Here is a 12,116-nt window from a genome sequence, read left to right on the forward strand (position 1 = left end):
ACACCTGTGTATACATGTGTATATTGAACCGGATTGGGTATGATTCAGCCTCGCCCCACCGGAACCCCCATGGCCGCCGCCACCGCCTTGTCGACGCCCGAAGATGCCAACAGCCCGGCCCGCCGTACGGTGAGCCGCGAAGACCTGTTGGCCGCCGCCCTGAAACTGATCGGCCCGCACCGCAGCCTGTCCACGCTGAGCCTGCGCGAAGTCGCGCGCGAAGCGGGCATTGCCCCGAACAGCTTCTACCGGCAGTTCCGCGACATGGACGAACTGGCCGTGGCCCTGATCGACGTCGCCGGCCGCTCGCTGCGCACGATCATCGGCGAAGCCCGCCAGCGCGCCACCTCCACCGCCACCAGCGTGGTGCGCGTATCGGTGGAAACGTTCATGGAACAGCTGCGCGCCGACGACAAGCTGCTGCACGTACTGCTCCGCGAGGGTGCAGTCGGCTCGGACGACTTCAAGCACGCGGTCGAACGCGAGCTGCACTACTTCGAGGAAGAGCTGCAGCACGACCTGGTGCGCCTGGCCGCACTGGATGGCGCCGTGCTGCATGCCCCGGAACTGGTGGCCAAGGCCATCACCCGGCTGGTGTTCGCGATGGGCGCTACCGCCATGGACCTGCCGCCGGAAAAGGATCCGGAACTGGTTGAACAGATCTCCACGATGATCCGCATGATCATCGTCGGCGCCCGTACCCCCGCCGCGTTCCGCCGCGGCTGACGATCGCCCCCTGGGGTCGGATCCCTTTCCAAAGGAAGGGGCTCTGACTCCAGCCTCTCTGCCCGCACGGCAACTCCATCCTCCGGACATGACCACCGGCAGGGTTAGGCCCCTGCGTGTAATGTTATAACACAACCATGATGTGACTCGGCCGGCGCTCCACTCGGAATTGCTTCGGCTTCGTTATATAGCACTTGCTATATTCATAAGCCACTGCTTTTATATGCGTCAGCCAGGTCGCCCTCGCCGCCTTTCTTCCCCCAAGGACGACGCCCTCATGCCCGTTGCCACACCCCTCTTCCATCGGCTGCCCCTGGCCGCCGCCATTGCCCTGACCCTGCCGCTGCCCGCGCTCGCCGCCACCCCGCGACCGACCGAACTGGACCGCGTGCAGGTGAAGGTCAGCACTGCCACCCGCAGCGAACGCCTGCTATCCGATGTCCCGATCCGCACCGAAGTGCTGCGCAAGGAAGACATCGCGCTGCGCGCGGCCACCGACTTCTCGCGCGCCGCCGAGCTGATCAACGGCCTGCGCGTGGAAAGCAACTGCCAGAACTGCAATACCAGCGAAGTGCAGCTGCTGGGCCTGCCGGGAGCGTACAACCAGCTGTTGTTCGATGGCATTCCGCTGCTGTCCACGCTTGGCAGCGTCTATGGCCTGGAGCAGATTCCGGCCGGGTTCGTCGATCGCATCGAAGTGGTCAAGGGCGGTGGCTCGGCGCTGTACGGCCCGGGCGCGGTGGCCGGTGTGATCAACCTGATTCCGCCGCTGCCGGCACGTAGCGGCGGACATGCGCAGGCCGGCGTGGACGCACTGAAGGGCACGCCGCAGAAGAATGCCGACGTGCGCCTGGACCTGGTGGCGAAAGACGCCGACGCCGGGCTTTCAGTGATTGCCCAGCGCAACTGGAACAGCGGCATCGACTACAACGGTGACGGCTACACCGAAATCACCCGCAAGAACCTCAAGGTCGGCGGACTGCAGGCCTGGTACGCGCCCACGCCGGGCACGCGGCTGCGCCTGGACCTGCAGGTGACCGATGAAACCCGCCGCGGAGGCAACCGCCTGGACCAGCCCGAGTACCTGGCCAACATCGCCGAATCGCTGGATACGAAGTACCGGCGAGGTAGTGTGTCGTGGGACCAGGAGATCAATGCCGACGTCGATTTCCGCCTGGCCTACGCCTTCGCCGACATCGACCGCGACAGCTTCTATGGCGGTCTGGGCGACGTTGTCACCGATCCGTCCGCACCCGGCTATGACCCCTCGCAGCTGGACCCGAACGTAGCCGGCAGCGCGGCCTCGCGTTCGTGGCGCCAGTACGGCCGCACCCACAATCCGCTGCACTACATCGACAGCCAGTTGAACTGGCGGTTGGGCGCGCACGCGCTGGCCTTCGGCGTGCAGTACAAGCACGAGGCACTGCGCGACGACAACCGCACCGGTGACGGGCAGCGCCTTGCGGTGCTGGAGGACGCCACCTTCCACAACCTGGGCGCCTTCATCCAGGACGAGTGGAGCCTGCGCGACAACGTCGATCTGGTGCTGGGTGCACGCGTGGACAAGAGCTCGGAGCTGGACAACGCGGTGTTCTCGCCGCGCATCGCGCTGGCCTGGCAGGCCACGCCGAACCTGAAATGGCGCGCTGGCGTCGCCACCGGCTTCCGTGCACCGGAGATATTCGTCGAGGACGTGCATGTCGATACGCTGGGTGGCGAGCAGGTGCGCGTGCGCAACACCGATGGCCTGAAGGAGGAGCGCGCGCTGACCACCCTGTTCGGCTTCGACTGGCGTTCGGACCCGGCCAATCCGGTGTGGAGCTGGGATGCTACCGCCTCCTATGCGCGCATCCGCGACACCTTCGCACTGGGTGAGATCCAGCGCGGCGATGACGGACAGCTGAGCCAGCTGCGCTACAACGCTTCCGGCTCCAACGTGCTGGGCGCGGAAACCAACCTGGGTTGGCAGCCGTCGCCGCAATGGCGCCTGACCGCCGGGGCTTCGTGGTACCGCTCGCGCTTCCGCGAACCGCAGCGCATCTTTGACGACACCGGCGACGGTGGCGACACCGTCATCGAAAGCCGCGACTACCTGAAGACCCCGCGCTGGACCGGTCTGGCCCAGCTCAGCTGGATGCCCGCCGAGCCGTGGGAGACCTTCGTCGCGCTGCGCCATACCGGCCCGATGTCGGTACTGAACAACCGGTTGGGCGAGCTGCACCGCACGCGTTCGTTCCTGGTCACCGACCTTGGTGCGCGCTGGCACCGGCATCTGGGCGCGCAGGCGCAGCAGGAAGTGTCGGTGGCTGCAGGCGTCAAGAACGTCTTCGATCAGCGCCAGAAGGATCTGGAGGTGGGCGCGCTGCGTGACAGCGACTACGTCTACGGACCGCGTTTCGCGCGCTCCTGGTACGTCAACCTTCGCTATGCGTTCTGATCCACTACGAGCGCTGTTGCTGGCCTGTGCCGTGCTGCTGGCCGCACCGGCGATGGCTGCGGACCTGCACGCGCAGGTCTCGGCCTCGCTGATGCGGCCGGAACAGCGTTCGCTGCGGCCGATGCAGTGGACGCCGCCGCCGAAACTGGTGGCACTGTACTTCGGTGCCGACTGGTGTGCACCGTGCCATGCCTTCGTACCCAGGCTGCGCAGCGTGCGCGATGCGCTGCGCGAGGCTGGCGCCGATACCGAAGTGGTGTACGTCAGTCTGGATGAGAGCGAGAGCGCGCTGCGCCGCTACATGCACGCGCAGGAGATGCCGTGGCCGGTACTGGACCCGCGCCGCGCCGCACGAATGCCGGCGCTGCAGGCATTGGCCGGGCTGGCACCGCCGAATCTGGTGCTGATCGATGCCGACGGCAAGGTGTTGGCCAATGGCTGGCAAGGCCGGCGCTATGAAGGCCTGCAGCCGGTATTGAAGGAATGGACGAAACAGGCGTGTGCGCAGGAACAGGCACGCTGCCCGCCTGGATTGTAGGGTCGCGCGAAATGCCGCCGGGCATGGCCCGGCGCTACCGTTACGGCGCCCCGCCCTCGGCCTTGCGCACGAAGGCTTCAAACAACGCCAGCGTCTGCTCGCTCACATGGTGCTCGATGCCCTCGGCATCGCGCCGCGCGGTATCGGCGTCCACGCCCAGCGCCAGCAGGAAACGCTCCACGGTCTGGTGACGCTGGCGACTGGCATGTGCCAGCGCCTCGCCTTCCGGGGTCAGGAACACGCCGCGGTACGGCCGCTGCACCACCCAGCCATCGCGGGCCAGGCGCCGCAGCATCTTCGCCACCGTGGGCTGGGCCACGCCCAGGCGGGTGGCGATGTCGACCTGGCGAGCCTCGCCGCCGTCGGCCAGCAGGTCCGAGATCAGCTCGACATAGTCCTCCACCAGCTCCATCCGGTGCGCCTCGCGCACTTGGCGAAAGCTCTCGACCTGGCGCTCGGCCTCGATCAAGGGGGTGCTTTTCAGCGATGTCGAATCGTCGGTCTTGCCCACGCCTGCGCCTGTCCTTCCGGGGTGATCCGGTGTTGAACCTGAATTCTGGACCAGTAACGCGATAAAGACGATTGTTTCACATTGCTAATGACTATAGCAGGAGCTATATTCGAGCCCATGAACACCCTGGCACCCCGCGACCCTTCGGCCTCCACTGCGGCCAGCCTGGGCGCGCTCAACGCCTCGGTGGCGGTGCCCGACAAGGGGCACTGGTGGTTCCGCCTGCTGGCCTTCCTCGGCCCGGGCTACATGATCTCGGTCGGCTACATGGACCCGGGCAACTGGGCCACCGACCTCGCCGGCGGGTCGCGCTTCGGCTACCTGCTGCTGTCGGTCATCCTGATTTCCAACCTGATGGCGGTGATCCTGCAGGCACTCTCGGCGCGGCTTGGCATCGCCACCGGCATGGACCTGGCGCAGGCCTGCCGCGCGCGTTACCCGAAGCCGGTGAACCTGGCGCTGTGGGCGCTGTGCGAGGCGGCGATCATCGCCTGCGACCTGGCCGAAGTGATCGGCACCGCGATCGCATTGAAGCTGCTGTTCGACCTGCCGCTGCTGTGGGGCGCGGTGATCACCGCACTGGACACGCTGCTGGTACTGCTGCTGATGAACCGCGGCTTCCGGGCACTGGAAGCCTTCGTGATCGCGCTGCTGATGGTGATCTTCGGCTGCTTCATGGTGCAGATCGCCCTGGCCGCACCGCCGGTGATGGACGTGCTGGGCGGATTCATTCCGCGCGCGCAGGTAGTGACTGATCCGCACGCGCTGTACATCGCGATCGGCATCATTGGTGCCACGGTGATGCCACACAACCTGTACCTGCATTCGTCCATCGTGCAGACCCGCGCCTATCGGCGCACCGACGAGGGCCGTCGCAGTGCCCTGCGCTGGGCGGTGACCGACAGCACCCTTGCGCTGACCCTTGCACTGTTCATCAACGCCAGCATCCTGATCCTGGCGGCAGCGGTGTTCCATGCCAACGGCCGATTTGATGTGGAAGACATCGAGCAGGCCCACCAGCTGCTGGCGCCGATGCTGGGCGTGGGCGCAGCGGCGACGTTGTTCGCGGTCGCCCTGCTGGCCTCCGGTCTGAATTCGACAGTGACCGCCACGCTGGCGGGCCAGATCGTGATGGAAGGCTTCCTGCACCTGCGCCTGCCGCCGTGGCTGCGGCGGCTGATCACGCGGGCGCTGGCCATCATTCCGGTGGTGGTGGTGATCATGCTGTTCGGCGACCAGGGCGCGGTAAAGCTGCTGGTACTGAGCCAGGTGGTGCTGTCGATGCAGCTGCCGTTCGCGATCATCCCGTTGGTGCGGATCGTGACCGACAAGGTGACGATGGGCGCGCTGGTGGCCCCGCGCTGGCTGGGCGCGATGGCCTGGGTGATCGCGCTGGTGATCGTGGTGTTGAACGTGAAGCTGCTGGTGGATACCTTCAGCGGCGGGTGATGCCAAACGCCGGGCTCGGTCCTGCCCCAAGTAGATCCACGCCATGCGTGGATGCTCCTGTAGAGTCGAGCCATGCTCGACTCATCGCTCACCGCGCGAACAGCAGCCGAGCATGGCTCGGCTCTACAAATGCAACGCGATCGCGGCCTCGATCTGCTGCGGCGACTGGAACCCGGCCAGGCGCGTGCGTTCGTCACCGTCACGGAACAGGGACAGCGTCGGCGTCTGCCGCAGCCCCAGCTCCCTGAAGAACGCCTCACCCAGCACTTCCAGCTGCACGCGCAGCAGGGTCGTGCCCTGCCCCGCCACGCTGTTGGCCACCCGGTGCAACGACATCTCCAGCATCCGGCACCCCGGGCACTGGTCCTTGTGAAAATCCACCAGCACCCGCGGGTGTTCGGCCAACAGCTGCTGGAACTGCTCAGGCGTGGTGGCGTCGATGATCTGCATCGGTGTTGCTCCAATAGTGGGCCAGGACCGCGTCGGTCCAGGCCTCGATGGCGCCGGCATGGCGTTGGCCATGCGGCATCTGTTCGATCTGCAGCGGCGGGTAGTCGCTGCGGAAATAGCGGATCAGCCGGTGCACGGCGCCGCAGTAGTACTCCTGCCCCCACTGCGTTTCACCGGTGCCGAACACCGCCAGCTGCCGTGGCCGCTCGCCGCGCTCGGCGATGCCTGCCACCCATGCCTTCATCTCCGACGGCGTGCGGCCGGCGTTGTCAGTCCAGCAGCCCAGCAGCACCAGGTCGGCCTCGTCGGCCGCCAGTGGCGGCGCCTGGCGCAGGTCGTCCGCCTCCTGCCAATGCACCGCATGGCCGGCAGCGCGGCAGCGCTCGGCGATCTGCCGGCCGAGTTCGCGGGTGTTGCCGCTCAACGAGGCGACCACCACCAGGATGCTCAGCGCGGCGCTGGGCTCAGAGGTCGTCGAAGCCGTTGTCGACGTTGGTCTTCTTGTAACTTGCATTGCGCATCTCGAAGAAGTCGGTCTTGGTTTCGGTAAAGTTATCGGCGTAGGCCTTGATCCACGGCATCACGTTGTCGGTGGTGTCGCTGTACAGGCGCTCGATGCCGAGCATGCCGGCCATCTTGTTGGCGCGGTACTTCACGTAGCGCACCATCTCGTCCACGTCGATGCCGTCGATGCCATCCAGCACCTCCGACGACCACTGCGTCTCCAGCTCGATGGCGTGCTCGAACGATTGGTGCACGTAGGCGGTCAGCTCGTTGGTCTGCAGCTCGGGGTTCTCGCCGATGATGGCGCGGATCAGCTCGCTGATGAACTTGGTATGCGCCAGCTCATCGCGGTTGATGAAGCTGATGATCTTGCCGGTGCCGTTCATGCGGTTCTGCCGCACCATGTTGTAGAAGTACGCGAACCCGGAATAGAAATTGATGCCCTCCAGGATCGAGGACTGGATCAACGACCTGAGCAGGGTCTCGGCGGTCTTCTCGCGCATGAAATCGTCATACGCCCCCATGATCGGCGCATTGCGCTTGATGATGGTCGGGTGGGTGCGGGCGATCTCGAAGATGCGGTTCTGGTTCGGCAGGTCGGTGATCGAGGCCAGCACGTAGCTGTAGCTCTCGTTGTGGATCACTTCCTGCTGCCCGATGATCGCCGCGTTGGCGTGCGCGGCCGGGTCGGTGATGTACTCGGCCACGTTGTAGATGAAGCGCGTCTGCGGTGAATCGAGCGTGGCGAGCAGGCCGATGATGGAGTCGTAGGCGTTCTTTTCGCGTGCGTTGAGCTCGCCGTACTGGCGGGCATCGAGCTTCATGTCGACCTCGTCGGGAATCCAGAAGTTGGTCGACAGCTCCTTGTAGGCCCGATAGAACGACGGGTATGGGATGTCGTTCCAGTTGAGGATGCCACTGGTGCGCCCGTTGATGATGCCGGTGCTGCGGTTGGGATGGCGTGGTTCGAGGATCTTGATGCGGTCGAGAGGGGTTGCCATGGTTTTCTGCCTTCGTTCTCTTTCCATCGTGTTGCCGGCCAGCGGCCGGCACTACCGTGGATCGCGGGGTTGCCGGCCAGCGGCCGGCACTACCCTGGACGCGGTGCTGCTGGCCAACGGCCGGCGCTACCGTGGGTCGTCGGTGATCAGCTGGAGCACCATTCGCATTCGCTGATGTCGATGTCGTTGGAGCGCACGTAGTAGGTGGTCTTCAGGCCTTCGCGCCAGGCGCTCAGGTGCAGCTCCAGCAGGGTGCTGGCGCGGATCGTGCTGGGCACGTACAGGTTGAAGCTGATCGACTGGTCGACATGGCGCTGGCGGCGCGCGTTCTGGCGCACGCTGGCGAACTGGTCGACCTTGTAGGCACCCTTCTCGTAGTACGGCCAGGTCTCCAGCGACAGGCCCGGCGCCGCCACCGGCCGCCGGAAGTCCTTCTTTTCCTCGTAGTAGAACGCGCTGTAGATCGGGTCGATGGAGGCGGTGGAACCGGCAATCTGCGCAGTGCTCATGTTCGGCGCGACGGCCAGCAGCCAGCCGTTGCGCAGGCCATGCGTGGCCACTTCGCGAGCCAGGCTGTTCCACGCAGCGCCGCTGTAGTCGCGGTCACGGAAGTAGCGGCCGTTGTGCCAGTCGCTGCCCGCGAACATCGGGTAGCTGCCCTTCTCCTTCGCCAGCTGCGCGCTGGCCTGGATGGTCAGGAAGTTGATGCGCTCATACAGGCGGTCGGCCAATTCTTCGGCATCCGGTGATTCCCACTGGATTGCCTGCTGCGCCAGCAGGTGATGCCAACCGAACGTGCCCAGGCCGATGGCGCGGTACTTGCGGTTGGTGATCGTGGCCTGCGGCACCGGCAGCGCATTGAGATCGATCACGTTGTCGAGCATGCGCACCTGGATCGGGATCAGGCGCTCCAGCACGTCGGTGGCCAGCAGGTCATCCGGCGCACTGATCGCTCGACCGAGGTTGATCGAGGACAGGTTGCAGACCACGAAGTCACCGGCCCGCCGTGTGGTGACGATCTGGTCGCCGCTGACGATCTCCTGGATCATCCGCGTCGGGCTCATGTTCTGCAGGATCTCGGTGCACAGGTTGCTGGAATAGATCATGCCCGCGTGCTTGTTCGGGTTCCGGCGATTGACCTCGTCGCGGTAGAACAGGAACGGGTTGCCGGTCTCCAGCTGGCTGAGCATGATCCGCTTGAACAGATCGATGGCCTTCACCGTTCGGCGGCTGATGCGCTCATCCGCCACCAGTTCGGCGTAGCGGTCGCGGAAGCTGCCTGAGCCGCGCTTCTCGTCGTAGAAATCCTGCAGGTACCAGCCCTTGGCCTGCTTCACCTCGTGCGGGTCGAACAGGTACCAGTCGGCGCGGCGCTCGACCGCTTCCATGAACAGGTCGGGCACGCACACCGAGGTGAACACATCGTGCGCGCGCAGGCGCTGGTCGCCGTTGTTGAGGCGCAGGTCCATGAACGCTTCGATGTCGCGGTGCCAGATGTCCAGGTACACCGCCACCGCGCCCTTGCGCTGGCCAAGCTGGTCGACCGACACCGCGGTGTTGTTGAGCTGCTTGATCCAAGGCACGACGCCGCCGGAGGAATTGGCCACGCCGCGGATCGGTGCGCCACTGCTGCGCACATAGCCCAGGTAGGCACCGACGCCGCCGCCATGCTTGGACACGCGGGCGATATCGGTGTTGGAGTCATAGATGCCCTGCAGGCTGTCGTCCACCGTGTCGATGAAGCAGCTGGACAGTTGCCCCCCCACCTTGCCGGCGTTGGCCAACGTAGGTGTGGCTACCGTCATGTACAGGTTGGACAGCGCCCAGTACGCCTCGCCGACCAGCTGCATGCGCCGCTCACGCGGTTTTTCTTCCTGCATGAGGTACAGCGCGATGGTCAGCCAACGCTCCTGCGGCAGCTCGTAGACCTCGCGGCTGCGATCGCTCGCCAGATAGCGCGTGGCCAGCAGGTACAGGCCGTTGTAGGCGAACAGTCGGTCGCGCTCCGGATCGATCATCTCGCCGGCCTGCTGCAGCTCTTCCTTGGAATAGCAGCGCAGGATGTCGTTGCTGTAGATGCCGCGGTCGGCCAGGCTTTCCTGCAGGCCCACATACGAGCCGTACTTCAGGCCGACGTCGTAGAAGCGGTTGCGGCTGGCACGCTTGTACAGGCGGCGCAGGTAGATGCGTGCGGCAAACTGTTCCCACTCGGGTGCGACCAGGTCCACCCGCGACTCGGCCTCGCGGATCAGCAGATCGACCAGGTCATCGGCGCTGATGCTCGGTTTGCGTTCGACCATCGACTGCACTACGCGGCGGTAGTCGCTCACGTCCAGCTGCGGGAACTCGGCATGCACCGCATCGATGCTGCGCTGCAGGCGTTCGGCCTCGAACGGCAGGCGGCGGTTGCCGGCCTCCTTGGTGATCCAGGTCGGCACGCGCTCGCCACCGGCGCGCAAGGCGTCGCCAGCGCCGGCCAGATCGGCCACGCGGAAGGTACTGTCGGTCATGATGGTGAAACTCCAGGCTCGCACGCGCTTTGGCGGTCGATGCCATGGCGGCCCTGAACGCGATACCGGCGCACGGGGCGAACGGGTGGATTGCCAGGGCACGGGAACGTAGGTCGTCGGCATCTGCCTGCGCCTGCGGCCGGTATCCGGGCCGTGGGGGCGACCTGCGTCCGCACGATGGCGGCCGCGTCGACACGGCAAGCCTCAGGGGCGGGCCGCGGGACGTTTGCTGCATGTCCGGCGGCGGCGGCTGACCGGGAGTGACGGCCACAACATAGTGGGGATATCCGAACTCGTCAACACAAGATGCGGTAATCAGCACATGTCGCGACGATCAGTCGCAGGATGCCGTGTTGCACCTGCGGCGCCTTGTCGACAGCGCCTGCGTCCCCAGTTCGGTACAACATCAACTTTCCCCGGAACACCGCCCATGCGCGCTGCCCAGTACCCCTCCTTCGGCGACCCAACCGACGTCCTTGCCATTGCCGATGCGCCGCTGCCTGAGCCCGGCCCCGGCGAGGTGCGCCTCCGCACCGTGCTGGCCTCGATCCATAACCACGACCTGCTGACCGTGCGTGGCCTCTACGGCTACAAGCCGACGCTGCCGGCGATCGGTGGCAGTGAAGCACTGGGCGTGGTCGATGCACTTGGCGACGGCGTCGACGGCCTGCAGATCGGCCAGCGGGTGGCCGCCGCCTCGGTACACGGCACCTGGGCCGAAGCGTTCATCGCGCCGGCACGCATGGTGATTCCGATGCCGGAGACGATCCCGGACGAGATGGCCGCGCAGCTGATTGCCATGCCGCTGAGCGCGCTGATGCTGCTGGAGTTCCTGCACGCCGAGCCGGGCCAATGGATCGTGCAGAACACCGCCAACGGCGCGGTGGGCAAGTCGCTGGCGATGCTGGCGCGGGCACGTGGCGTGCATGTGGCCAACCTGGTGCGCAATGCCGATGCAGTCGCGCAGTTGCAGGCGCTGGGCATCGATCATGTATTCGACACCTCGGTGGATGGCTGGAAGGATCACGTGCGTGAGGCGACCGGCGAAGCACAGGCCGCGGCCGCGGTGGATTCCATCGGCGGCGACGCCAGCGGTGACCTGGTCGACCTGCTCGGCCACCACGGCACCCTGGTGTCGTTCGGTGTGATGAGCGGCGAACCCATGCGCATTCCCGCCGGCGGCCTGATCTACAAGGAAGCCACCGTGAAGGGTTTCTGGGGCAGCAAGGTCAGCCAGGCGATGGCGGTGGACGACAAGCGCCGGCTGGTTGGCGAACTGCTGAAGCGTGCGGCGAGCGGCGAACTGACCCTGCCGGTGGAGCAGATCTTCGCACTGGACGACATCGCCCAGGCCGCGAAGGCCGGTGCGGGTTCGGGCCGCAATGGCAAGGTGCTGCTGCGGCCCTGAGGGTCTCCGGATCGGAGCCCTTTCCACAAGGAAAGGGCTCTGACCCTGCAGGGGTGTGCGGACCAACGGTCCGCACCCACCACAGATCGGTCCGCCCCCACCGAGTGGGTCTGCTCCACCGGGCGCACCGACTCTCGTTAAGAACCTGTGATGTATAACTGAATGCGCTTTCGTCATTGGAAGGCGCATGCGCCTGCATGCGGTACTGACGGCTCCTCCCCCGTTCGGCGTTGTCGCTTCCATGTACCGCACCACCCTGAACCTGCTTGCCGGCGCGATCGCGCTGGGCCTCACCGCCGGCGCTGCCGGCGCCGCTGAATCCGCCGATGCCGGCAAGGACAGCACCACCCTCGGCGCCGTGCTGGTGACCGGCTCCAACATCAAGCGCAGCGATACCGCCGGGCCGAACCCGGTGCAGATCGTCAGCCGCGAACAGATCGAGCAGACCGGCCGCTCCACCCTTACCGACGTGCTGCGCAACCTGTCGGCCAATGCCGGCAACAGTTTCGACGAGCAGTACACCGGCAGCTTCGCCGCTGGCTCTGCCTCGATCGGCCTGCGTGGCCTGTCGCCGTAGAACAC

The 12,116-nt window shown here is 65.9% G+C and carries 11 protein-coding genes; 6 read left to right on the top strand and 5 right to left on the bottom strand.

The window, feature by feature from the left end; genetic code table 11:
• The first annotated feature begins 69 nt into the window (after positions 1 to 69).
• The 3 genes from fabR (at position 70) to AC5P57_RS17130 (ending at position 3,701) form a co-directional block, all read left to right on the top strand.
• Positions 70 to 726, top strand: coding sequence for an HTH-type transcriptional repressor FabR (fabR, locus tag AC5P57_RS17120; protein WP_262234992.1), 657 nt, complete (start codon positions 70 to 72; stop codon positions 724 to 726).
• Between the two features lie 277 nt (positions 727 to 1,003).
• Entirely contained in the window at positions 1,004 to 3,163 is a 2,160-nt protein-coding gene (locus tag AC5P57_RS17125; protein WP_099553341.1) for a TonB-dependent receptor plug domain-containing protein, read from the top strand.
• Positions 3,153 to 3,701: a thioredoxin-like domain-containing protein gene (locus AC5P57_RS17130; protein WP_262234991.1), complete on the top strand. Its 549-nt coding sequence runs from the start codon at positions 3,153 to 3,155 to the stop codon at positions 3,699 to 3,701. The genes AC5P57_RS17125 and AC5P57_RS17130 overlap by 11 nt, the downstream gene beginning before the upstream one ends.
• A 40-nt stretch (positions 3,702 to 3,741) precedes the next feature.
• On the opposite strand, the gene mntR is transcribed toward AC5P57_RS17130, so the two are convergent.
• A complete protein-coding gene (gene mntR, locus AC5P57_RS17135) occupies positions 3,742 to 4,212 on the bottom strand; it encodes a manganese-binding transcriptional regulator MntR (RefSeq protein ID WP_005413716.1) in 471 nt (156 codons plus the stop codon).
• Between the two features lie 117 nt (positions 4,213 to 4,329).
• On the opposite strand from mntR, the gene AC5P57_RS17140 reads away from it, so the two are divergent.
• Positions 4,330 to 5,661 carry an Nramp family divalent metal transporter gene (locus tag AC5P57_RS17140; protein ID WP_262234990.1) on the top strand — a complete coding sequence of 444 codons (1,332 nt, stop codon included), beginning with the start codon at positions 4,330 to 4,332 and terminating at the stop codon, positions 5,659 to 5,661.
• A gap of 123 nt (positions 5,662 to 5,784) precedes the next feature.
• On the opposite strand, the gene AC5P57_RS17145 is transcribed toward AC5P57_RS17140, so the two are convergent.
• The 4 genes from AC5P57_RS17145 to AC5P57_RS17160 form a co-directional block, all read right to left on the bottom strand.
• Positions 5,785 to 6,111, bottom strand: a complete 327-nt coding sequence (locus AC5P57_RS17145) for a thioredoxin family protein (RefSeq protein ID WP_005409967.1) — start codon at positions 6,109 to 6,111, stop codon at positions 5,785 to 5,787.
• On the bottom strand, positions 6,083 to 6,550 hold the full coding sequence (locus AC5P57_RS17150; RefSeq protein WP_262234989.1) for a flavodoxin: 468 nt from the start codon (positions 6,548 to 6,550) through the stop codon (positions 6,083 to 6,085). Before AC5P57_RS17150 ends, AC5P57_RS17145 begins: the two co-directional genes overlap by 29 nt.
• Before the next feature lie 25 nt (positions 6,551 to 6,575).
• A complete protein-coding gene (locus AC5P57_RS17155) occupies positions 6,576 to 7,616 on the bottom strand; it encodes a ribonucleotide-diphosphate reductase subunit beta (RefSeq protein ID WP_099553336.1) in 1,041 nt (346 codons plus the stop codon).
• Between the two features lie 146 nt (positions 7,617 to 7,762).
• Positions 7,763 to 10,126 (bottom strand): ribonucleoside-diphosphate reductase subunit alpha, encoded by a 2,364-nt coding sequence (locus tag AC5P57_RS17160; protein ID WP_262234988.1) that lies wholly within the window; start codon positions 10,124 to 10,126, stop codon positions 7,763 to 7,765.
• A gap of 430 nt (positions 10,127 to 10,556) precedes the next feature.
• Here AC5P57_RS17160 and AC5P57_RS17165 point away from each other — a divergent pair, with 430 nt between their 5' ends.
• Together AC5P57_RS17165 and AC5P57_RS17170 are read left to right on the top strand one after the other, a co-directional pair.
• Positions 10,557 to 11,534, top strand: coding sequence for a zinc-binding dehydrogenase (locus AC5P57_RS17165; RefSeq protein WP_262234987.1), 978 nt, complete (start codon positions 10,557 to 10,559; stop codon positions 11,532 to 11,534).
• A gap of 187 nt (positions 11,535 to 11,721) precedes the next feature.
• A complete protein-coding gene (locus tag AC5P57_RS17170) occupies positions 11,722 to 12,111 on the top strand; it encodes a hypothetical protein (protein ID WP_495219677.1) in 390 nt (129 codons plus the stop codon).
• The last annotated feature ends 5 nt before the right edge of the window (positions 12,112 to 12,116 follow it).

Source organism: Stenotrophomonas sp. YJH_SMC_79 (genome assembly GCF_059367995.1).